General features: G+C 67.5%; 16 protein-coding genes. 10 read left to right on the top strand and 6 right to left on the bottom strand.

Translation table 11 applies throughout. From position 1 onward, the window contains the following. Positions 1 to 9 precede the first annotated feature (9 nt). From ABZX02_RS09975 to ABZX02_RS09960, 4 genes are read left to right on the top strand one after another with little or no spacing between them, the layout of a single operon-like run. Positions 10 to 1,134: an FAD-dependent oxidoreductase gene (locus ABZX02_RS09975; protein WP_355296669.1), complete on the top strand. Its 1,125-nt coding sequence runs from the start codon at positions 10 to 12 to the stop codon at positions 1,132 to 1,134. After that, positions 1,131 to 2,138, top strand: a complete 1,008-nt coding sequence (locus tag ABZX02_RS09970; protein WP_355296667.1) for an amidohydrolase family protein — start codon at positions 1,131 to 1,133, stop codon at positions 2,136 to 2,138. Before ABZX02_RS09975 ends, ABZX02_RS09970 begins: the two co-directional genes overlap by 4 nt. Then, positions 2,135 to 3,073, top strand: a complete 939-nt coding sequence (locus tag ABZX02_RS09965) for a VOC family protein (protein WP_355296665.1) — start codon at positions 2,135 to 2,137, stop codon at positions 3,071 to 3,073. Before ABZX02_RS09970 ends, ABZX02_RS09965 begins: the two co-directional genes overlap by 4 nt. A gap of 4 nt (positions 3,074 to 3,077) precedes the next feature. Beyond that, entirely contained in the window at positions 3,078 to 4,007 is a 930-nt protein-coding gene (locus tag ABZX02_RS09960) for a fumarylacetoacetate hydrolase family protein (RefSeq protein ID WP_355296663.1), read from the top strand. 5 nt (positions 4,008 to 4,012) lie between these two features. Here ABZX02_RS09960 and ABZX02_RS09955 read toward each other — a convergent pair whose 3' ends face one another. Together ABZX02_RS09955 and ABZX02_RS09950 are read right to left on the bottom strand one after the other, a co-directional pair. After that, positions 4,013 to 5,002, bottom strand: coding sequence for a LacI family DNA-binding transcriptional regulator (locus ABZX02_RS09955; RefSeq protein WP_355296661.1), 990 nt, complete (start codon positions 5,000 to 5,002; stop codon positions 4,013 to 4,015). 11 nt (positions 5,003 to 5,013) lie between these two features. Continuing rightward, positions 5,014 to 7,614, bottom strand: coding sequence for a glycoside hydrolase family 78 protein (locus ABZX02_RS09950; protein WP_355296659.1), 2,601 nt, complete (start codon positions 7,612 to 7,614; stop codon positions 5,014 to 5,016). Positions 7,615 to 7,858: 244 nt separating this feature from the next. Here ABZX02_RS09950 and ABZX02_RS09945 point away from each other — a divergent pair, with 244 nt between their 5' ends. From ABZX02_RS09945 to ABZX02_RS09930, 4 genes are all read left to right on the top strand, one after another. After that, the gene (locus tag ABZX02_RS09945) at positions 7,859 to 8,695 is read left to right on the top strand and encodes a sugar ABC transporter permease (RefSeq protein ID WP_355296657.1); all 837 of its coding nucleotides are present in this window, start codon (positions 7,859 to 7,861) and stop codon (positions 8,693 to 8,695) included. Next, entirely contained in the window at positions 8,692 to 9,492 is an 801-nt protein-coding gene (locus tag ABZX02_RS09940) for a carbohydrate ABC transporter permease (protein ID WP_355296656.1), read from the top strand. Before ABZX02_RS09945 ends, ABZX02_RS09940 begins: the two co-directional genes overlap by 4 nt. A 43-nt stretch (positions 9,493 to 9,535) precedes the next feature. Continuing rightward, on the top strand, positions 9,536 to 10,792 hold the full coding sequence (locus tag ABZX02_RS09935; RefSeq protein ID WP_355296654.1) for an extracellular solute-binding protein: 1,257 nt from the start codon (positions 9,536 to 9,538) through the stop codon (positions 10,790 to 10,792). A gap of 125 nt (positions 10,793 to 10,917) precedes the next feature. Then, the gene (locus tag ABZX02_RS09930; RefSeq protein ID WP_355296652.1) at positions 10,918 to 13,251 is read left to right on the top strand and encodes a glycoside hydrolase family 3 C-terminal domain-containing protein; all 2,334 of its coding nucleotides are present in this window, start codon (positions 10,918 to 10,920) and stop codon (positions 13,249 to 13,251) included. A 44-nt stretch (positions 13,252 to 13,295) separates the two neighbouring features. Here ABZX02_RS09930 and ABZX02_RS09925 read toward each other — a convergent pair whose 3' ends face one another. The 3 genes from ABZX02_RS09925 to ABZX02_RS09915 form a co-directional block, all read right to left on the bottom strand. Next, a complete protein-coding gene (locus ABZX02_RS09925; RefSeq protein ID WP_355296740.1) occupies positions 13,296 to 14,438 on the bottom strand; it encodes a cytochrome P450 in 1,143 nt (380 codons plus the stop codon). Positions 14,439 to 14,500: 62 nt separating this feature from the next. Then, positions 14,501 to 15,448, bottom strand: a complete 948-nt coding sequence (locus ABZX02_RS09920) for a PDR/VanB family oxidoreductase (protein WP_355296650.1) — start codon at positions 15,446 to 15,448, stop codon at positions 14,501 to 14,503. Next, complete coding sequence (locus ABZX02_RS09915) at positions 15,445 to 16,611, bottom strand: MFS transporter (protein WP_355296649.1); 1,167 nt, start codon at positions 16,609 to 16,611, stop codon at positions 15,445 to 15,447. Before ABZX02_RS09915 ends, ABZX02_RS09920 begins: the two co-directional genes overlap by 4 nt. Positions 16,612 to 17,028: 417 nt before the next feature. Between ABZX02_RS09915 and ABZX02_RS09910 the strand changes: the two genes are divergently transcribed. Next, positions 17,029 to 18,474 carry a recombinase family protein gene (locus ABZX02_RS09910; RefSeq protein ID WP_355296648.1) on the top strand — a complete coding sequence of 482 codons (1,446 nt, stop codon included), beginning with the start codon at positions 17,029 to 17,031 and terminating at the stop codon, positions 18,472 to 18,474. Between the two features lie 1,028 nt (positions 18,475 to 19,502). On the opposite strand, the gene ABZX02_RS09905 is transcribed toward ABZX02_RS09910, so the two are convergent. After that, positions 19,503 to 21,518: a hypothetical protein gene (locus tag ABZX02_RS09905; RefSeq protein ID WP_355296646.1), complete on the bottom strand. Its 2,016-nt coding sequence runs from the start codon at positions 21,516 to 21,518 to the stop codon at positions 19,503 to 19,505. Positions 21,519 to 21,865: 347 nt separating this feature from the next. On the opposite strand from ABZX02_RS09905, the gene ABZX02_RS09900 reads away from it, so the two are divergent. Further along, the gene (locus ABZX02_RS09900; protein ID WP_355296644.1) at positions 21,866 to 22,807 is read left to right on the top strand and encodes a PIN domain-containing protein; all 942 of its coding nucleotides are present in this window, start codon (positions 21,866 to 21,868) and stop codon (positions 22,805 to 22,807) included. Positions 22,808 to 22,907: the final 100 nt, after the last annotated feature.

Here is a 22,907-nt window from a genome sequence, read left to right as displayed (position 1 = left end):
GGAGTCGTCATGTCCCACTCCGTCCTCGTCCTCGGCGGGGGAACCGCCGGAAACGCCCTGACCGTGCTGCTCCGCCGCGACGGTCACCTCGTCGACCTGGTGGAGGCCAAGCCGGACTGGAACGCCACGGCCGGGTCCGGCATCACGTTGCAGGGCAACGCCTTACGCGTGCTCGATGAAGTCGGTGTGCTCGACGGCGTTCTGCGCGAGGGGTTCCCGTTCAACGAGCTGGGCATCCTCGACCCGAGCGGCGCGGTGGTGGCCGTCCAGCCGACCGCCCCGATCGGGGGGACCGGCCTGCCCGCCACCCTCGGAATGCAACGACCGCGCCTCCAGCAGATCCTCATCGAAGCCGTTCGTGCCTCGGGAGCAGGGGTGCGGCTGGGTCTCACCGCCACTGCGTTCGAGCAGCACGACGGCGGTGTCGACGTGATCTTCTCCGACGGCACGCGGCAGCGGTACGACCTGGTCGTCGGTGCAGATGGCCTCAACTCCTCGACCCGGCGCCTGATCGGCATCGACGACGTCCCGGTGCCGACCGGCATGGCCATCTGGCGGGCACCCGTACCGCGGCCCTCAGGCGTGGAGCACACGCAGATGATCTACGGCGGGCCGTGCTTCATCGCGGGCTGTTGCCCCACGGGCCCTGACACCGCCTACGCCTACCTGGTGGAACGCAGCCGCGACCGGGACAGCATCGTGCCGGACGCCTACGCGGACGAGATGCTGGTTCTCGCGAAGAACTACGGCGGCCCGTGGGCGGAGATCCAGAACGCTCTCACCGATTCCGCGGTGGTCAACTACTCGTGGTTCGACCGGCTACTGGTCGACGGACCGTGGCACCGCGGCCGCGTCGTGCTCGTCGGCGACGCCGCGCACGCCTGCCCTCCGACGCTGGCCCAGGGCGCCGCGATGTCCCTGGAGGACAGCCTGGTCCTCGCCGAACTGCTGGCCGCGCACGACGTCTGGGACGACGCCGTCTTCACCGCCTACCGCGACCGCCGCTACCAGCGCGTTCGAACGGTCGTGGACGCGTCCGTCCAACTGGGCCAGTGGCTGCTCGACGGCGCGCGCGACGCGGACGTACCCGGTCTCATGGGTCGCACGATGGCGACGCTGGCGGAACGACCGTGACGGCACCCACCGTGGACGTGCACGCCCACGTCCTGCTCCCCGAAGTGGACCGGCTCGTGGCCGATGCCCCAGGTCACGCGAAGGCTCGCGAGCTCGACGCACGGCGCAATGGTCCCGAGGCGCAGTCCGTCAGCGGTGCGATGATCAAGGAACGGCTGAGGCTCCTGACGGACCACGTCCACCGGCTCGCGGCGATGGACATGGTCGGTGTCGACGTTCAATTGGTCAGCCCTTCGCCCTCGCACTACCACTACTGGTCGGATCCCGAACTGGCTCAAGCGGTCTGGGAGACGGCGAACACCGCCACCGCCAAGCACTGCGCGCAGGCGCCCGACCGCCTGCGCGGCCTCGGACTGGCGCCGTTGCACCACCCCGACCAGGCGGTGCGCGCGCTGGACCACGCCCTGAGCGCAGGGCTCGCCGGCGTCGAGATCGGCAGCCACGCGCCCGGCCGTGAGCTGTCGGACCCCGCCTACGAGCCGTTCTGGGAACTGGCCGCCGAAACCGGCGCGATCGTCTTCCTGCACCCGTTCGGATGCACGCTCGACGAACGCCTGGACCGCTGGTACCTGTCCAACAGCGTCGGCCAGCCCGCCGAGAACGCCGTGGCACTGTCCCACCTGATCTTCTCGGGCGTGCTGGACCGCCACCGCGACCTCCGGGTGCTGGCCGCACACGGGGGTGGCTACCTGCCCACGCACATCGGACGCGCCGACCACGCCTGGCGAGTGCGGTCCGATGCCAGAACCAGCGCACATCCACCCAGCCACTACCTGCGCCACAACCTGTTCTTCGACTCGCTCGTCCACGACGCCGGAACGCTGCGCGAACTCGTGCGCGTAGCCGGACCATCCCGCGTGCTGCTCGGCTCGGACTTCCCGTTCGACATGGGTACCGACGACCCGCTCGAAGCGCTGCGCGGCGCAGCGCTGTCCGAACCGGACTTCCACGCCGTGCGCGGTGGCAACGCCGCCGCACTGCTCACCCTGGAGGAGAACCGATGACCAGGCGATTGCTGACCCACCTGAGGCACGTCGACCTAGCAGTGCCCGACTACGACAAGCAACGCGAGTTCTACGCGGGGGTCTGGGGCCTGACCGAGGTCGCGAACGACACGGGACTCAGCTTCCTCGCAGCCGAAGGCTCACCCGAGCAGTACATCGTGCGGCTGCGCAAGGCCGACGAGAAGCGGCTGGACCTGATCGCGTTCGGTGCCGCCACCAACGAGGACGTCGACGTGCTCGCCGACTCGCTGATCGCAGCCGGCGTGCAGTTGATCAGCACTCCCGACAAGCTCGACACGCTCGGCGGCGGCTACGGCTTCCGGTTCTTCGACATCGACGGCCGCACCGTCGAAGTCTCCGCCGACGTCGACACCCGCAGGCACCGCCGCGTCGAGGAGAAGGAAGCCATTCCGGTCAGGCTGTCGCACGTCGTGCTCAACTCACCCGACCTCAACCGCACCCGTGCCTGGTACGAGAAGCACCTCGCGTTCGCGCTGTCGGACAGCCTCAGCTCGCCGCACATGGGCGAGGTCATGCACTTCATGCGGATCAACCCCCAGCACCACAGCCTGGCACTGGCCAAGGGACCGCACACCTCGCTGCACCACATCTCGTTCGAACTGCGCGGCATCGACGAGTACATGCGCGGCACCGGACGCCTGCTGCGCGCGGGAGTCCGCAAGATCTGGGGACCCGGCCGGCACCTCGCGGGCGACAACACGTTCTCCTACTTCCTCGACCCACACGGCAACACCGTCGAGTACACGACCGAGCTCGAACTGCTGGACGAGGACGCGTGGCACCCGCACGTCTACGACTTCTCCCAGCCCGAGGTCACCGACCAGTGGGGCACGGCCAACCCGATGAGCGAGCTCGTCGCCAAGGAGTCGTTCAACGACCCGGACCGCGGCTGCTTCGTCGCCCCGCCGGTGTGACGCGATGAGGTTCGCCACCTATTCGTATGAAGGAACCACACAAGTCGGCGTACTCGACTACGACATGCTCCACCCACTCGACGCGGGTTCGCTCACCGAAGTGCTCGGCGACCTCGCGGCCGCGGGCAACGAAGCGTTGTCGAAGCCGCCGGGTCCGCACCTGTCGGCGGTCCGTCTGCTCGCGCCGGTGCAACCACCGTCGGTGCGGGACTTCGTGACGTTCGAGGAACACGTCGACGGCATGCGCGCCGGCGCGGGCGTACCCGAGCAGTGGTACTCCGCGCCCACCTTCTACTTCACCAACCCGCACGCCGTTTTTGGCCCGGACGACGACGTGCCCGTCCCGCCGGGGTGCGAGCGGTTCGACTTCGAGCTGGAGGTCGCCGCGGTCATCGGGCGAGAAGGTCACGACCTCACCGCGGACGAGGCGCGCGGTCACATCGCCGGGTACACGATCTTCAACGACTGGTCCGCTCGCGACCTGCAGAACGCCGAGATGGCGGTCGGGCTGGGGCCGTGCAAGGGCAAGGACACCGCGACCACCCTGGGGCCGTGGCTGGTGACCCCGGACGAGCTCGAGCCTTGGCGTGACGAGGACGGCTTGTTGCGACTCGCGCTGACCGCCGAGGTCAACGACGAGGTGGTCGGCTCGGACCTGTTGTCGAACATGAGCTGGACGTTCGAGGAGATGGTCGCCTACGCCTCGCGCGGCACGTCGGTACGTCCGGGTGACGTGCTCGGCTCCGGGACCTGCGGCAACGGCGGCTGCCTGGCCGAACTGTGGGGCAGGGGCTCTGACCGGCGCCCGCTCGAACCCGGCGACACCGTCACCCTCACCGTCGAGGGCATCGGCTCGTTGAAGAGCACGGTGGTCGCCGGTGTGCGGGCCCGGCCGCTGCCGCCGGCCCGCCGGCGACCGCGAACCAGGCCGTGACGCGGTCAGGAGGACGCGCGTTCGACCAGCTTGGGCTCGATGACCTTGCGCTGGTGGACGTGGACGTCGGAGTCGATCTCGTCGGCGAGCAGCTCCGCCGCCGCCTGCCCCAGCTCGTAGCCGCCGACGTGCACCGACGTCAGCGGCACGGCGGCGGCCTCCGTGGCGTCTATGTCGTCGTACCCGACGATGGCCAGGTCGCCCGGTACCGAGACGCCGGCGCGCAGCACCACCTGCAGCAGTCCCAGCGCCAGCAGGTCGTTGGCGCAGAACACCGCTGTCGGCCTGCGAGCAGATGCCAGCAGACGTTCCCCGGCACGTCGTCCCTGCTCGACGGTGAACGCCGCCATCTCGAGCACTCGCAACGAGTCGTGCGGCCGCTCGGCGAGGTCGAACGCCCGCAGACTGCCGGCGTGCCGGTCCACGGACTGGCGCATGGTCATCGGGCCGGTCACGAAGGCGATGCTGTCGTGCCCACGCCCGAGCAGGTGCGTGACCGCCTGCTCGGCACCCGCCACGTCGTCCACCGCGACCGAGCACACATCAGGCAGATCGGCGACGTTGTCCAGCAGGACCACCCGCAGGCCACGCGACCGCAACGAGGCGAGCCACTGCGCGGTCGGCTGCACGGGGTTGATCAGCACGCCCTGCATGCGTTGCTCGGTGACGAGGTCGAGGTAGCGGCGTTCCTTGGCCGGCGACACGTCGCTGTTGCACAACATCACGGCGTTGTCGTAGGCGAGCATCGTGTCCTCGCAACCGCGCGCGACATCGGTGAGGAACGGGTTGCGCACGTCGAACACGATCAGCGCCACGGCCTTGGTGCGGCCGCTGACCATCGTGCGCGCGGCCGCGTTCGGGACGAATCCCAGCCGCTCGATGACCTCCAGCACGCGGGCACGCGTCGGCGCGGCGACCCGGTCGGGCCGGTTGAGGACGTTGGAGACCGTGGCGACGGAAACCCCGGCGGTCTCGGCCACCTGCTTGATGCCCACAGCCGACACCGTCAGACCTCCAGCGGGGTTGAGCTGCCCGGAACTCTACCCGGGACAGGGTCCTGGTGAGCCGGGCGGCACGACGTCGTGAACCGGTGCACGCCTGGCCCGGTGTGCACCGGCTCGCTGCCGGGGAGATCGATCACGGCGGTGGTGTTCGAGGGCACGACGACCTCGACCGTGAGCCGCTCACCGTCACGCTGCCACTGCACGTGCGCCGTGCCGTACGGCGTCTCGTGCTCCGCGGAGGCGTGGGTCAGGCCGCCGCCAGGCCTCGGGGCGACGCGAAGCCGACGGTAGCCCGGTGCGTCAGGTGCGAGACCGGCGACGGTCCGGTGCAGCCAGTCGGCCACCGAGCCGAACGCGTAGTGGTTGAACGACGTCATCTCGCCGGGGTTCACCGACCCGTCCGGCAACATCGAGTCCCACCGCTCCCACATGGTCGTGGCGCCCATGCCGACCGCGTAGAGCCACGACGGGCACTCCCGCTGCAGGAGCAGCTGGTAGGCGTCGTCCAGGTGACCGGTGTCGGCCAGCGCGTCGAGCACCACCGGTGTGCCCGCGAAACCGGTGCCGATGCGGTGTCCTTCCTGCCGGACGAGCTCGGCCAGTCGCCGGCCGGTCTGGAGGCGCAGCCCGTCGGGAACCAGGCCGAACCGCAGGGCCAACGCCAGCGCGGCCGGCGTGTGAGCGTCCTTCAGGTAGGTGGCGATGAACCCGGTCTTCACGCGGTCGTGGAGTTCGAGGTAGGGGAGTGGGTCTTCGCTGAGCAGAGTGGCGATCTCGGCGAGTGTGCGGGCGGAGTGCGCGGCGTACACGGTGGCGACGAGGTGCGCGTCGGTTCGTGCGGCCCACGGGTCGTCGGGCGGGGAGGCGGGGTCGAGCCAGTCGCCCAGCTGCTTGCCCCGTCGCCACACGCCGTCCTCGTCGAGCAGGGAGGCGACGAGGTCCACCCACGCTCGCGCGCTGTCGTACTGCCTGCGCAGCACCTCGATGTCGCCGAACCGGTCGTGCAGGACCGCGGGTACGAGCACAGCCGCGTCGCCCCAGACCGCGCCGGGCCAGGCCGGGTGCCACTCGCCGGCGGGCAGCGTCGGGATGGCGGGGACGAAGAATGGCACGGTGCCGTCCGGCAGCTGGTCGGCGGCGAGGTCGGTGAGCCAGGAGGTCAGCAGCCCCGCGGAGTAGAACAGGAACGACGCTGTGGGCGCGAAGACCTGGATGTCGCCGGTCCAGCCCAGCCGTTCGTCTCGTTGCGGGCAGTCGGTGGGGATGTCGAGGAAGTTGCCGCGCATGCTCCAGACGACGTTCTCATGCAACCGTTCCAGCGCCGGATCGGAGCAGGTGAACCAGCCGGTGCGCCGCATGTCCGTGTGGCACACGACCGCGGTCACGTCCGAGGGGTCGAGCTTGCCGGTCACCTCGGCGTAGCGGAAGCCGTGGAAGGTGAACCTCGGCTCCCACTCCTCGGCTTCGCCACCGCGCAGGACGTACCGGTCGACCGACGTCGCGGTGCGCAATGGCCGCACGCACAGTTCGCCGTTCTCGAGCACTTCGGCATGCCGCAGCACCACCTCGTCCCCGGCCGCACCCCGGACGCGGATGCGCAGCCGGCCGACGAGGTTCTGCCCGAAGTCCACCAGGAAGCGGCCCTCGGTTCGGGAGATCACCGCGACAGGGCGGACCAGCTCGGTCCTGCGCACCGGCGGCCCGCTCGGCGCCACCAGCGTCGCGGTGTCGCGTCGCACGACCTCGACCGGGTGCCAGGCGGAGTCGTCGAACGTCGGCTCGGCCCAGCCGACCGGCTCCGCTCGGGCATCGAAGTGCTCACCCTCGTAGAGACCGGCGGTGACCAGGCCGCCCGTGCTCGATCGCCAGGACTCGTCGGTGCCCACGATCTCGCGGCCGCCGTCGGAGTAGGTGATCTCCACCTGCACCAGGGCGGCGAGGCGGTCACCGTAGATGTTCCGGGTGCCGCCGTTGAATCCCAGACGGCCCCGATACCAGCCGTCCGCCAGGACGACGCCGATCACGTTGTCCCCCTGCCGCACCAGATCGGTCACGTCGTAGGTCTGGTAGCGCAGGCGGGTTCCGTAGCTCGTCCAACCTGGTGCGAGCACGTCATCGCCCACGACGGTGCCGTTGAAGAGGAGCTCGTACACACCGTGCGCGGTGGCGTAGACCCGAGCCGCGACAACGGTTCTGTCGACACGGAAGAGTTTGCGCATCAGCGGCGGTCGCACAGTGTCCACAGGGGACACCATGTGCGCGCGCCAGTCGTCGGCCCGCAACAGACCAGTTTCCAGGGTCGTCGGCTCACTCCACGGCGTGGACCGCCCGTCCTCGCTCCAGACGCGCACTCGTACCGCCCGGCGCTGCCGCGACTCCAGCGGTCGAGCCGGCCACGGTGTCAGGTGCGACTCGCCGGAGGCGACGCGATGCCGGGTCAGCTCTGTGCCCGGACCGGAGATCTCCACCTCGTAGGCCGCCTGCGTCCATTGTCCTCGCGGGTCGTTCACCGTCCACGACAGACGCGGCCTCGACTCGCCGATGCCGAGGGCATGGCGGTGGTGCTCGACGGTCGGCGCGGTGACGCGAAGGGGCTGTTCCACTCTTCAAGTTGTAACGCTTCAACTAGCCTCTTGTGAAGCATCTGTCCCGCGTGAGTTGCGTTCATGCATGTATAGCAACCATGTTCCATGCATTCGCTTGACGAGTGAGGTCTGCGTCACCTATGTTTCGCCAAACCTTGTAAAACGTTTCAATCGCTGTCTCTCCGGCGAGAACGGAACACCTGTCATGGCAACAGCGCTTCATCCGCGCCGCCGTGCTCGTTCGGCCCCGTGGTGGTTCCTCGTGCCCGCTCTGGCGTTCTTCGCCTTCGCGGCACTGGTTCCAAGCATTCAGGGAGCCGGGTACGCCTTCACCGACTGGGACGGGATCAGTCCTGAGCTGACCTTCGTCGGCCTGGAGAACTTCCGAGAGCTCCTGGAGGACGAGACGGCGCGCTCGGCCCTGCTGAACACGGTGCTCGTCGCCGCTGCCATCACGGTGGTGCAGAACGCGATCGGGCTGCTGCTGGCCCTCGGCGTCCACGCCCGGATCAAGAGCCGGAACGTGCTGAGGGTGTTCTTCTTCGCTCCCGCGGTGATCACGCCGGTTGTCACGGCCTACCTGTGGAAGTACCTGTACGCGCCGGAAGGGTCGATCAACGCTCTGCTCGGCGCTGTGGGCCTGACGTCGTGGCAGCAGGACTGGCTCGGTGACGCCGACCTCGCGCTGTGGTCCGTCGTCGCGGTCGTGATCTGGCAGTTCGCCGGCTACTCCATGGTGATCTTCCTGGCGGGGCTGCAGTCGATCCCGCAGGAGGTCGTCGAGGCGGCGGCGCTGGACGGGACAGGCCCGGTGAGCCGGTTCTGGTACGTCACGCGGCCGATGCTGAGCCCGGCGATGACGATCAACCTGATGCTGTCGGTGATCGGCGGCCTGAAGCTGTTCGACCAGGTCTGGGTGATGACCCAAGGAGGTCCGGGCGGTGAGACCGACACGATGTCGACGGTCATCTACCGGCAGGCGTTCCAGTTCAACGAGTTCGCCTACAGCATCGCGATGGCCGTGGTGCTCACCGTGCTGGTCGCCGTGATCAGTTCGGTCCAGTACCGCGGGTTGAACCGGAGCGGAGGTGCCAAGTGAACCGCTACACGTGGCGCACCGCGGGCCTGGAGGCGGCGATGATCCTCGCCGCGCTGGCCTTCGCCTTCCCGGTGTACATCCTGCTTTCGTTGTCTTTGCGCGGAACCGGCGATGACCCGTCGCTGACCTTCGCGAACTACGGCGACGCCTGGCAGCAGGCGAACCTCGGTAGTGCGTTGCTCACGAGCGGATTCGTCACCGTCTGCAGCGTCGCGCTCGTCGTGGTGCTGTCCGCCATGGCCGCCTACCCCTTGGCGCGCAGCACCCGTGCGTGGTCCAAGGCGGTGTTCCTGCTGTTCATGCTCGGCTTGTTGCTGCCGTTCCAGCTCGCGCTCATCCCGCTTTACCAGACCATGCGCGACCTCGGCCTGCTCGGAAACCCGATCGCGCTGGTCATCTTCTACACAGGACTGCAGACGCCGTTCTCGGTCTTCCTCTACACCGGCTTCCTGCGAGCGCTGGACCCCGGTTACGAGGAGGCGGCGCTGATCGACGGATGCGGCCCGCTGCGAGCCTTCTTCTCGGTCGTGCTGCCGTTGATGCGTCCCATCACCGGCACCGTCGTCATCCTCAACGCCATCTTCGTCTGGAACGACTTCCTCACCCCGCTGCTGTACCTCAGCGGTACAGAGCAGCAGACCGTGCCCGTCGCGCTGTTCGGCTTCGTGGGTCAGTACGTCTCCCGCTGGCCGATGGTGTTCGCGGGACTGGTCATCGGAATCGCGCCCGTGCTCGTGGTCTACCTCGCGATGCAGAAGCGCGTGATCCAGGGATTCGCCGGCGGCCTGAAGGGCTGAGCCCGCCCCATCACTCACACCACGTCACACACGGAGTACAACGATGTCCTCGTCGAAGCGTGCCCTGGCAGCGATCGCGACCTCCGCGCTGCTGCTGTCCGCCTGCGGTTCCGGGTCGTCCACCTCGGACCCCAACACTCTCAAAGTGGCGGCCAACGCCACGGACCGCGCGTCGATGGACGCGGTCGTCGCCGCGTTCAAGCAGGAGAACGCGGGGATCAACGTCACGGTGACCTACGCGGACACCGACCAGCTGCAGAGCACGCTGCGCACCCAGCTGTCCTCCGGCACCGGCCCCGACGTGTTCACCGTGTGGCCCGGCAACGGAAACCCCGGCGCGCTCCAGGTCCTGCAGCCGGCGGGCTACCTTGCCGACCTCAGCAGCCGCCCGTTCGCCGCGAACATCCCGGCCGGCGCCCGCTCGGTGACCCAGGTCGGCGGCAAGACCTACATCGTCCCGGCCAACTACAGCGGCATCGGCCTCATCTACACCCAGAAGGCGATGACCGAGATCGACGGCCAGGCGCCGAAGACGTGGGACGAGCTCATCACCCTCTGCGGCAAGGCGCGTGCCAAAGGCAAGGTGCTGATGGCGCTGGGCAACCAGACGCCGTGGGTGACCCAGCTGGTGACCTACTCGCTCGTCGCCACCACGACCTACGCCGACGACCCCGAGTTCGCTCAGCAGATGACCGACGGCAAGGCCACGTTCGCCGGTTCCGGGTGGAAGACCGCACTGGACAAGTACCTGGAGCTCAAGAACGCCCAGTGCTTCAGCGACCAGCCGCTGGGCACCAGCTACGAGACCACGCTCAAGGACGTGGCCCAGGGCCGCGCGGTCGGCGTGGTCCAGGTCGCCAGCAGCCTCGCCGCGGTGCGCACGGAGGCCGGTGAGGGCGTCGAACTCCACATGGCCGCCCTGCCCGCAGGCAACGACCAGGCCAAGACCCGCATGCCTGGCGCCGTGTCCGGTGCGTACGGGGTGAACGCCAAGAGCGGCAACCAGGAGCTGGCAGTGAAGTTCGTGGACTTCCTCGCCTCCGAGAAGGGGCAGAACCTCTACAACGAGAAGGGCGGCACGCTCCCGGCCGTCCCCAACACGAGCTTCAAGGTCGACCCGGCCCTCGCGTCGCTCGACCAGCACCTGCGCAACGGCACCACGGTGCCGTTCATGGACCAGCTGTGGCCCAACCCCAAGGTGCAGCAGGAGCACTTCAACCAGGTGCAGAAGCTCTTCTCCGGCTCGACCACGGTCGACGAGGCCCTGGCCGCCTTGGACAAGGCATACGCCGCCAAGTGATCGTCACCTCCTGAAAGGTTGACATGGACCGTCGAAGCTTCATCTCAGCCACCACACTGACCGCCCTGACCGCGTTGGTGAGCACCCGCACTGCGAGCGCATCCACCGCCGCAGCCGATCCTCGAGTGGACCAACTGCTGTCCCGCATGACGCCGGGGCAGAAGATCGCGCTGATCCGGTGCGACTTCGCTTCCCTGTCGGCGCTCGGCATTCCTGCGCTGAGCATCGCCGACGCCTCAGCCGGACTTCGCGGCGAGACCGGTGTCACGGCTTTCCCCGTCCCGCTGGCGCAGGCCGCTACCTTCGATCCCGCGCTCATCGGCCGGATGGCGTCGGCCATCGCGGTCGAAGGTCGCGGCAAGGGGTTCAACAACCTGCTCGCCCCGACGGCGGACATCGCACGGAGCTGGCACTTCGGCCGGCAGTCGGAAGGGTTCGGAGAGGACCCCCACCTGTCCGCCGTCCTGGCGACAGCCGCGACCACCGCGCTGCAGCAGGGCAAGACCATCCCGACTCTGAAGCACTTCGGCGCCTACACCCAGGAGGTGGATCGGTTCGTAGTCGACGTCCAGGTGACCGAGCGGGCGCTGCACGAGGTGTACCACGCGCCGTTCCGAGCCGCGATCAAGGCAGCACCACTGGCCTCCGTGATGATGGCCTACCCCAAGATCAACGGTACCTACGCCACCCAGAGCCCGGCCTTGTTCGACGATCTGAAGCGTATCGCCGGTCTGCAGGGCTACACCGTTCCGGACTTCTGGGCCGGCGATGACCAGGTCGCCGCCGCGAAGGCCGGCATGGATCTCGCCGGACTCGGACCCGGCGGTGTGAGGATCTCCGCCGACGACCTCGCCCGCAACGTCTCACAAGCCCGCATTGACGACGCCGCACGTCGAGTGCTGTCCGCGATGTTCGCCGCAGGGTTGTTCGACACACCGCTGCCCACGCCGTCCCCGGTGGTCAGCACACCCGCCCATCAGACGCTGGCGCACGACATCGCCGTGCATTCGACCGTGCTGCTGACCAACCGGGGTGTCCTGCCGTTCTCCTCGTCGGTGAAGTCCGTCGCGGTCATCGGAGTCGCCGACACCGCGGCGATCACGGGCGTGTCCGGCTCGACCTACGTCGACCCCGGCACGTGGACGACACCGTTGCAGGCGATTCGCGCTCGAGCGGGCGTCACGGTCACGTCCTCACCCGGGACAGTGGGCGACGTGCCGCTGCCGGTGGTGCCTGCCAGCGCGCTGCCCGGCGGTCTGAACGGCACGTTCTACGCCGGGGCGACCCCGACCGGAACGCCGGTGGCAACGCAACGAGTCCAGGACCTCGACTTCGAGCAGCCGCCCGTGGCCAACCTGCCGACGACGTGGTCTGCCCGGTGGACGGGCACGCTGGCACCGACGACGACCGGTCTGCACCGCTTCTCCCTACTGGCTTCCGGCACCGCGAAACTGGTGGTCGACGGCAGGACGGTGATCTCCGGTACCCGCCATCTGCGCCGCTTCTTCCTCGGCCCGGCCGACTACCCCTTGCAGGGGACCATCAGCCTCACCGCTGGACGGCGGGTGAGCATCACCATCGAGTACACCAACGCGACTGCGGAACCCGGCAACAGCGCGCTGACGTTCGGATGGCAGCCCAATTCGCTCATCCCCGCAGCCGCGAACACCGCCACGGCTGCCGACGCCGCGGTGGTCGTGGTCAATCGCGTGGCCGGCGAGGACATGGACCACACCACGTTGTCCCTGCCCGGTGACCAGAACGACCTCATCGCCGCCGTCGCCGCCGCAAACCCGAACACCGTGGTCGTGCTCAACACCGACGGTCCGGTGGCCATGCCGTGGCTGAGCTCGGTGCGCGCCGTCGTTCAATCCTGGTACGGCGGCCGGGGGTGGGGGACCGCACTGGCGTCCGTGCTGTTCGGCGACGCCGATCCGGCCGGCCGGCTCCCGGTCACCTTCCCGGCATCGGAGACTCAAGGCCCCGCGGCCGCCCCGTCGTCCTACCCCGGCGTGAACAAGGTGGTCCGGTTCGCCGAAGGCGTGCACGTCGGCTACCGCTTCTACGACCGCAACGGGCAGGAGCCGCTCTTCCCGTTCGGTCACGGGTTGTCCTACACGACCTTCACCGTCGCCGAACTCGGTGTCTCCTGGACGAACGGCTCGCTGACCGCGGCCGCCACCGTCACGAACACCGGCACCCGATCGGGCTGGCAGGTCGTCCAGTTCTACGCGGCGCTTCCGGCTGGCGCTGATGCCGAGGTCCGCAGACTCGTGGGATTCCGCAAGGTCGCGCTGACCCCAGGACAGCGCCTCCAGGTCTCGATCACCGTCCCCGCGGAAGCATTGTCCGTGTGGAACCCCACGGCTGACCGCTGGGAGCTCAAGCCCGGGCTGCACACCGTCTCGGCGGGCTTCTCCTCACGAGACCTACCGGTACGCCGCGCCATCACGCTGTGAACGCGAGGGGCCGGTGCCTTTGTCAGGCACCGGCCCCGTTCACGTCACACCAGCCGCACTCGTATGGGGAGCGACTCCCACGCGCGCAGGGTGTTGTTGTGATGTCGCTTCGCCGGCCCCGCGAGCTCGATCCGCTCCACCCTCTTCGCGAGGGCGGACAGCAGCGCGGACGCTTCCAGCCGCGCGACGTGCTGGCCCACGCACTGGTGCAGACCCATGCCGAACCCGACGTGCCCGGACGGATCGCGGTCCAGGTCGAACACGTCCGCGTCGTGCCACCGCCGAGGATCGCGGTTCGCGGCGCCCAGGAACATCAGCACCTTCTCGCCCTCCCGCACCGGGACACCCGCGACCTCGGTGTCCCTCGTCGCGGTGCGGAAGAACGTCTGCACTGGCGACTCCCACCTGACCGCCTCGTCGAAGGCGACCCTCGCCAAGTGCGGTGCGGCGCGCAGCCGTGACCACTGCTCGGGGTGGGTCGCGAAGGCGTACAGCACAGCCGCGATCCCGTGCACGGTGGTGTCGACGCCCGCCGAGAGCAGAGAACGAACCACCAGCGGGGCTTGTTCATATGTGATGTCTCCGCGGTCCGCGGCAGCCCAGATGGCGGCGCCGAACCCGTTCTCGTCCAGGACCTCGCGAGCGCACTGGGCGTTCACCCACGCAGACAGCTCGCCGATCGAGGCATCGCCCCTGGTGAAGAGATCGTTGCGTGGCCCGAAGGCGTTGAACAGGTGGTCGCCGTAGGGGAGCAGGTTCTCCCTGCCGCTCTTCGGAATGCCGACTGTGTCCGGGAAGACCCTCAGCGGGAACGCCTGGGCGAGCTGGGTGATCGCGTCGAACTCCCGCTGGGCCACCACCGCCTCGACGAGGTTCTCGGCGTCGGCGAACCAGGCGCCGTGGAGCTTGCGCAGGGCTCGCGGACCGAGGACCTTCTCCAGGACGGCACGAGGGGCGTCGTGGTGTGGGGGATCGGCTTCCAGCAGCAGGCTCGGCGGACGCCACGGCTTCTCGTACCGGAAATTGCTCAAGCCGACGCCGGCTGCGGACTGGAAGCTCTGCCAGTTACGCAGAACTGCGTGCACCTGCTCGTATCGCCCAAGGGCGTACACGTCGTGAGCACTGAGGCGCACCACCGGCCCGGTCTCGCGCAACTGCCCCTGGAACGGAAGCGGGTCCTCCAACACGTCACGGGAGAAAGGGTCTACTTCGGACACGGGAACGGTGAGCATGGGTGTCGTCTCCAATGTCAGACGTCGAGCACGAGTCGGCCGGATCCACACCGGGACACGCAGGGGAACAGACAGTCGCCTGCGGCGCGCTCGGCATCGTCCAGGATGGAGTCCCGGTGCTCCGGGATGCCGGCGACGACAGCCGTCTCACACGTCCCGCACGTTCCCTGTCGGCAGGACGAGAGCACGCCGGCGCCCGCGGCGTTGATGGCGTCGAGCATCGACTGCCGCGGCGCGACCACGACCGTGACCCCGGTCCGCCGGAGCTCGACCTCGAACGGCTCGTCGGAGGCGGAGGACACCTCGGTGGTGGCCACGAACCGTTCGGTTCGCACCTGGCCGGCGGGGTGGTCGACGGTCAGCTGTTCGAGGGCATGGAGCAGCGGAGCGGGACCGCAGCAGTAGACCTTGGTGTCCGATCCCGGCGGAGGCAGGTGAGCGGGCAGATCCAGCAGCCCGGACTCGTCCTGAGGCACGATCGTGGCCCGTTCCCCGAGTTCGTCGAGGAAGGCCATGCCGGCGAGGGTGCGGCCGCCGTAGAGCAGGTGCCAGTCGGCGCCGAGCCGTTCCGCTTGGAGCACCATCGGCAGCAGCGGGGTGATCCCGATCCCGCCGGCGATGAACAGGTACCGGGGCGACGGCACGAGCCGGAAGTTGTTGCGTGGTGCACTCGTCGCGACGCGGTCACCCGGACGCAGCCGGTCATGGATGAATGCCGAGCCACCTCGTCCAGCGGGCTCGCGCAGAACACCGATCCGGTAACTGGTGCTGTCCCAACGGTCACCGCACAGCGAGTACTGCCGGACCATCCCGTTGGGCAGCACGAGATCGAGGTGTGCGCCGGGCGACCAGTCCGGCAGCCGAAGCCCGTCGGGATGGCGCAGGGTCAAAGCCACGACGCCCTGTGCCGCGGCCGACTTGTCCGTGACAACCAGGTCGATCAGCGCGTTACCCGCGTTCGTCACGAACGCTCCTCGGACACCACGGGCCTGGCGTCGATCGACCTCACCAGCCTGGTGACAAGGGCGAGGGAGATCGAGAGGGCGCCGATCACCGCAAGTGCGGAGGACAGACCGTTGATGGCCCCAGACAACACCAGCACCACCAGAGGACACACGAACTGCCCAATGAACAACGCGGCGGTCCACATGCCGGACGCACGTGGCCGTTGAGCGAAGGTGAGCCGCCCCAACGCCCAGGTGACCAGGGCAGGCAGCAGCAGACCATTCCCGACGCCGGTGACGACGGCGCCCGCGACGACGAGGGAAGCGCTCGGTGCAACGCCGAGCACGATCAACCCGATGCCCGACAACAGGAACGCCAGTGTCACGGTCACTCCGGGACCCTTGTCCGCGAGAGGCGTGAACAGGAACGCGCCAGCAGCGGTCGCGAGAGAGGCGAGCGCACTGATCATGCCGATCGTCGCGGACGAATCCACACCGACCGCGCTCAGTACGAACGGCAACTCGACGATCAGCGTGTAGAACACCAGACCGCCGACCAGGGTGACTCCCACCGGGATGGCGAGCAATCGCCACTCGAGCGAGACCTTCTTCGCACGTTCCTGACGATCAGCTGGTTCCCACAGGTACCGGGCCGCCATCAGCGCAAGCGGCAGACTCGCCGCGTAGAGCCAGAACGGCGTTCGCCAACCCTGACCACCGAGCAATCCGCCCAAGGCGAAGAACAGGGTGGCCGCCACAGTCGTGTAAACGGTCTGCAGGCCGAAGTACCGCTGCCGCTGCCGGCCGTGGAAGTAGTCGGCCAACAACGTCGTGCTGCACGTCATGATGGCCGCCTCGGTGACACCGACCAGCACACGACTGGCCACGATCAGCTCCAACGACGGCAGCCACAGCGGTGCGGTCCCGAACACGCCGTACGTGACGAGCCCGACGAGCAACAGCCTCTTGCGCCCGATCCGATCCACGACCCGACCGGCGATCGGGGCCGTCAGCCCGATCATCAACGCTGGCGCGGTCAACACGATCGGCGCGAGAGCCGCTGCACCAGCGGTGGAGTCAAAGGCCCGCTGAATGTCCGGAAGCACCGGCGCGAGCAACACCGAACCAAGCACGGGCAGGCAGCTCGCAAACAGCAATACCAGCGCTTGGGCACGTCCTGGCACACGCCCGGCCTCAAGACCCTCAGCGGGCGCTCCCCGGCGCTCGGAGCTTTGGCCGGCCTCCGGTCTTCCGGGGCGTGAGACTGGTCGCGACATGGGCGTCTCCGATGACGTGCACCTGCCGATCTCCGGTGACCGGCATCACTGCCTCCAGTCTTGGTTTGTCGGTCCACGCGCGGAAATCACTTGTCCTGACAGCAGGTATCCACCGGGTGGATGGACGTGCAGCGGGAGCAGTACACCGGTTTGGTCAGAGCTTCGGCCGTCTGGGCCAGCGGGCCGACAGCATCGGTACACACTGCGCCAGACGACCGAAGACCAGTTCGGAAGCGGCGGAACGCTCCGTTCGAGTGGACGTGCGCCAGGGCTCGTCACGAGCTCTGGGCTTCGCGGTCTCGGCTCTGACCTGAGGAGCCGATGATGACCGTGCTGACGAATGTCGAGTTGCTGGCTGTCGTGGCGAACCACCGCCCGGTGTCGACGCCGGTACCCGAGGCGTGCATGCGATTCGCGTTCTATGGCTGGATGTCGACGAGTGAGTTCCAGGATCCGCAGACCTCCCGAGCGTGGCAGCGTGCGGTGTCTGATGAGTTGATCGATGGTGTCGGTTCTGTGGTGGTTGAGTTCTTCGACGTGGGGAGGTCGCGTCGTTGGTCGTGGTGGGAGCGTCCTGAGGCGTCGGCGTTGCTTGCCGCGGCGACCCGGTCGGACCGCGCGTTCGACGCCGTGGTGATCGGCGAGTACGAGCGGGCGTTTTATGGGGACCAGTTCCGTGAGGTGGTCTCGCGGTTGAACGAGCTGGGTGTTGAGGTGTGGTTACCCGAGGCCGGCGGCGCGGTCGAACTGGACAGCCCGGTCCACCAAGCACTGATGGTCTTGCTCGGTGCGCAGGCGCAGCGGGAAGTGGCCCGTGCCCGGCAGCGCGTGCTCGCAGCGATGCGGGCGCAGACTAGTCAGCAGGGCAGATTCCTAGGCGGCCGCCCGCCCTACGGTTACCGCCTGGTCGACGGCGGTCCACATCCGAATGCCCGGCACAGCGGGTGGGGTCGGCGGGTCCAGGTGTTGGCGCCGGATCCTGTGACGGCGCCGTGGGTGCGGTGGATGTTCCGTGAGCGTGCGGGTGGTCGTGCGCTGGCGTCGATCGCGCGTGAGCTGAATAGCCGTGGTGTGCCGTGTCCGTCGAGTGCGGATCCGGGACGGAACGCGCATCGGCAGGGCGCGCGGTGGATGGTGACTGCGGTCGCGGCGATTTTGGAGAACCCGCGGTACACGGGCAGACAGGTGTGGAATCGGCACGGCACGCGGGGGAGGGGACCCGGAGGCCGGCGGGGTGGTCGTGCCGCGGGCCGGGTGACCCGCAACCCGGTCACGGTGTGGGAGGTGTCGGAGAAGCTCTCGCATGAACCTCTGATCGACGATGCGACCTTCGTGGCGGTTCATCGGATCAGGGCGCCGAGGCAGGCCAAGGACGGCGAGGTGCGCAGATATGCGTTGGCTGGTCTGGTCGTATGTGGGGTGTGCGACCGCAGGATGGACGCTCACTGGGTGCACGACCGGCCTGCCTACCGGTGCCGCCACGGCTACAACAGCGCGTCGACCCGGCCTGCGGATAAGCCAGCCAACACCTACGTCCGCGAGGACGTCGTGCTTCAGAAGCTCCCAAAAATGCTAACTGAGCGCGGGCACAATCCGGAGTCCGATCTGACAGCACAACTTTACGATCTACAGCTAGAAGTAATCTGCGTAGGGCCTGATCTGAGATTAAGGCTCAGGCTGACCAGTCGAAATCCCGTGCGAACTCAACGTCCAACGCAATCGGCGCTAGCATTGGATTGGGGATCGAGGGCGCCGAAAGCGCCCTTATAAAAGCAATTACCCCACAGGGTAAAGCGCTCCCGTGGGGTAATTCCGTGTCCGAGGGGGACTTGAACCCCCTCGCGTAGCAATCGTGCGACATTCGCGTGTTCATGTGGTCTTGGATAGCTCGAACCTAGTATAGAGGGCAAGCGGGCGTGTTTCAATCCTTCGTGCCAACGAATTCGACTCTTAGTTAGTGCAAGGGCCACCGGTTCAACGGCGTCGTCCTATTTCGTTCTCGTTGACGCCGGCATTGAGGTCGTGAAGATTCCGCTGCGGCGTGCGCGAGTCAGCTGCTGCGCAAAACGGTTTGCTGGCACCGTCAGGCCGCTCATCCTGGCACGTTGCCCGGCTGGCGCCGCAGGTTCATCGCCCGCGAGTGGGATCACACCGCGCCGGCGAACCGGGCGTTCCTCAACCGCACGGCGCTTGTACTTCGACTCGCTAGAGAGAATCTGCGGTTGGGGCATCGGCGTATCCATGGCGAGTTGGTTCGGCTTGATCATCGTCTGGGTGCCTCGACGGTGAGTGGTGCGTGATCTTGATGGCTCTGGGTCTCGACCCGTCCGCACGCGGATCCTCGGTGGGTAATCAACGAGCGCCGATATGCAGCTTGAGCTGCAGCGATGACTTTTCGAGCGGTACAGGGTCTGTACGTCGCCGGCAAATACTCGGCGGCTTGATCAACGAACATGTACCTGCGGCATCCTGGTTCGCAGGTCAGGCCGCTGGGCCGTGTTTTGGAACCCCGCAGGCCTGCCTGCGTCAGGGATTTACGCCACCGATGCGGCCGGACTGAGATGATCCAGGCGTGGACGAGCACAGCGAGGACGAGCCGGAGCCAATCTCGTTCGTCTCTAACACCGTGCATGGTGACGTGTACGGGAATGTCTTGCAGGTCGGCCATGTGCATGTTCAACAAGGGTCGAAGGCAAAGTCGCGATATCGTGAGTTAGTTAAGCGGATCGCTCCGTCGCGGCTGGGATAACCTCCTGCACTGCCGCTGCATGCTCACACCACCTGTGGGCCGTCCGGCCTCACCCAGGAATTCGCCACGCCTCCTCGAACGCTGCCAGCAGTTCCCTCGCTGCGTAGGGATTTACGCCGAGGTACCGTCGCACGCGGGCCAGGTTCTCGAAGTCGCCGGGGCCATGGGTGAGGCCGATTCGCATGTGTTGTTCGTCGAGCCTGTGGTCGAACACGTCCATCAGCATCGCGAGGTATTCGCACATGACCACGACGTCGAGTTTGGTGTCCCTCGCGGCCTCGGAAAGCTCAGTGGCTTCGATCCTCGCCGCGAAGGCACGGAGACCATTAGTGGGGTTCTCGTCCAACACCGGGACGAGCTTCGATCCGGCGGCGCGGTCCGGCAACCGGACGAGCCGATCCATCGCCGCACGCGTCGTCCTTCGGAGCTGGGCTCGCACGAGGAACTCGGTCACCTGAGGCAACTCGCCGCCGCGCGAGCCAATCACCTCGACGATCCGTACCAACTCGCGGGCGAGCCCACCGGAGAGCGCGTAGGCCAAGGCGGCGAACTGCTCCGGCAGATTGACGACGCGCAGGTTCAGCAGCCTGCGAGCTTCGGCGAACTGAAGGTAGTCGACTCGCACGACGGCGTCGAAGGCACTGTCGAACGCGGTCCGCATCCCCATAGCGGCGAGCTCGAACTCCGCGAGCGCGTCCTCGGACACCGACACCAGGAAAAAGCAGTGCGGCACGTCGAACACTGCCTTCAGCTCGTTGATGAATTTCTGGGCTTGGGGCCCGTCGCTAATCCGGTCCAACTCGTCCACGCCAATCAGGACCCGGCCCCTGGACTTCGCGATGACGGCCGCCACCTCACGCAGAAAGCCGCGGAACTCGTCGACGAGCTCGGGGTAGTTCAACGGGATGTCGTCGCGCTTGACCGCGACCTTCCGCTTCGCCGCGATCTTCGCACCCCAAGAGACATCGAATCCCAGCTCGCCCTCGGTGGTGCGGCTTTGGAGGTACCGGATCTTGGCGCGTTTCTCCCGCGCGGATTCGGCGAGCTTCACCTCGTGCTCGAGTTGGCTAGGAGAGCGCCGAGGCAGCCGCTCGACCTCGTCGCACAGGCGGCCGAAGAGGTGGATCAGAAACTCCTTCGGGTCGTATCCGACAGGCGCGTCCACACGCACACTCAACAAACCTCGAGCAGGGGTCGGCAGATAGACGCCGGCGCACCATCGCTCCAGCAGGGTCGTCTTGCCCGCGCCGCGTGGTCCCGCCAGCGCGACGCTGCCTTTGCCGCGTTTGAGCAGTTCTCGCAGATCTGTTGTCGCCGGGGTGTCGATGTCGACGACGGTGTCGAAATCCACGTAGCTGCGCGCGGGCAGTTCCAGTTTCGTGCTGTAGACGGTTCCGGAGCTGTTGGCCACCTCGGCAGCGGCGGCCAGCACTCCTCGCTCGTAGAGGCTGTCCAACCATCGGTCGAACGCGGCCTGTGCCGTCTGCTTGGCGTCTGCCTCGGAGTCGTTGAAACCAGGTGCAAGGGGCGCCGCGACGAAAACAGCTGCGGCCAGCGCCGAGGCACCGAGCGCGACCTGCACCCCTGACTCCAGTCCGAACCACGCGGTTGCCTGCCACATGTACCCGCCGAGGCACAGCACAACCATGATCGGCACCAAACGCCAGCGTCTGGGGGACAGGAAGCGGTTCAGCTGTCGCCAGCGCAGTCGTTGAAGAGCGACCAGCCACATCCCCGCAGGCACGATGAGCACTGCGACGCGCAGCGCGACATTCAGCCTTAGAGACGAACCGATCCACCACGTGAACAGGAACGGCCCAACGAGGAGGTAGCCCATGGCGAGCAGCATCCCGGCCCAGGCAAGTGTCCTCGGCGCCACCTCACCGAATCCGCGGTCGCGGATCCAGAGATAGGTCGCCCGTGCTGAGGAGTAGTCCTGCTGATCCTCTTGCGCGGTGCTGAGCACCGGATCAGGAGTCTCACCTACGCGCTGGCGCAGTCGCGCCGCCACGTCGGCGGCCAGCCCCAGTCTCCGTGCTGCCTCCACGGCGAGGCGGTCCAGCACGACGCGCGGAGCGTCCTCGTCGCTGTCCCAAGGACGTTCGATCCTGGGTAACGCATCGTGCGTTGGTGGCATCAGGCCAGTGTGTCGTAACGACCGCGATCTCTGCCTCCGTTCGGGGTCATCGCACTAGCGAACGCTGCCGCCTCCGAATGGCACATGGTCATTGCCCGATGAATATCTGGTATAGATCGACCTGGCAACGCGGTGGTCAACGTCGTGAAACGCCCGGCGTCGGATTCAGTCGTCCAGGCTGGCGGTGCCGAGGCGGTATACACCAAGTACTTCGGCTCACGTCGCTTCACAGCGGCGAGCGCTGTCGTCGGGCCGCGTCGTGGGATCATCGGCCGATGTTGGTCTCCCCTCTGCCAGGCGTCGAACCGTCCGAACTACTGCGCTTACTGCGCGAGCTGAAGTCCCAAGTGGACAACCTGCACGCCGTCGGCGGAGGTCGGGGCTTCGCCGGTTCGCTGCAACGAATGTGGGAGTACTTGGAATGGGTGGATGAGACCGCCCGTCGGCTGAACTCGACCGTTGGCGCGGACACCGCAGACCGCCTGGTGCGTACACGCGGCTACGAGGTGCTGCTCGGTAACTCGGTCGCACTGGGCGGCACTTTCGGCGGGGATATTTACCCGGAACGGTTGCTCAACACGATGGTCACCAACGAGTTGACTGCACGCTCCGATGCACTGGCGCGGGCGATGACCGAGCTGGAACACGCGAAGCAGTGGCGGGGCTGGTCCTGGCTGGTGGTGCTGGACACCAACGTGTACTTGGAACACGAGCGCAAGTTGGAGGAACTGGACCTCGCCGAGCTGTTGGAAGCCGGTGAACAGCCGGTGCACCTGCTGGTGCCGATCGCGGTGGTGGACGAACTCGACAAAGCCAAGCGCAACGACAAGACCAGGTACCGGGGGGCCTATTCGCTCGCGCACATCATCAAGGCCTTGGACGAGGTCGACGGCGTGCTGCGCGAAGCCGATCCCGGCTCCGGACCGGACCCGCAGGCACGTGGACAGATCACCGTGGAGATCGTCTCCGATCCGCCGGGCCACCGCCGGATGCCCGACCCGGACGACGAGATCGTGGACCGTGCCCTGGCCGTGCAACTCCGCGCTGGCGCGAAGGTCACGATGATCACCTACGACACGGGCATGTCCTGGCGCGCAACCGACGCGGGGCTCACCGTGGTCAAGCTCGACTTCGATCCCGGCGCCGAACCACCGCCTTCGTCGCGACGGACATCCCGCCGAACGCGCCGCGCCGCATCGGAACCATCCCGCAACTGACCCGACACGACGGAGCCCGGAAACCATGTCAGGGCGGACTCGGTCTTCGTGGTGTCGGCGCACCCGCGCACTGGCTCTCTAACGACCTCTACCAGGCACT

Origin of the sequence: Lentzea sp. NPDC003310, assembly GCF_040610935.1 — a bacterium.
Taxonomy (GTDB): Bacteria; Actinomycetota; Actinomycetes; order Mycobacteriales; family Pseudonocardiaceae; genus Lentzea.
The sequence above is the reverse complement of the archived record's forward strand: the minus strand, read 5'-3'. Positions and strand labels throughout refer to the sequence as shown.

Excerpts from the sequence above, each read along its gene's own strand:
- ABZX02_RS09975 (WP_355296669.1), top strand. The coding sequence starts at position 10 with ATGTCCCACTCCGTCCTCGTCCTCGGCGGGGGAACCGCCGGAAACGCC.
- ABZX02_RS09965 (WP_355296665.1), top strand. The coding sequence starts at position 2,135 with ATGACCAGGCGATTGCTGACCCACCTGAGGCACGTCGACCTAGCAGTG.
- ABZX02_RS09960 (WP_355296663.1), top strand. The coding sequence starts at position 3,078 with ATGAGGTTCGCCACCTATTCGTATGAAGGAACCACACAAGTCGGCGTA.
- ABZX02_RS09935 (WP_355296654.1), top strand. The coding sequence starts at position 9,536 with ATGTCCTCGTCGAAGCGTGCCCTGGCAGCGATCGCGACCTCCGCGCTG.
- ABZX02_RS09910 (WP_355296648.1), top strand. The coding sequence starts at position 17,029 with ATGACCGTGCTGACGAATGTCGAGTTGCTGGCTGTCGTGGCGAACCAC.
- ABZX02_RS09900 (WP_355296644.1), top strand. The coding sequence starts at position 21,866 with ATGTTGGTCTCCCCTCTGCCAGGCGTCGAACCGTCCGAACTACTGCGC.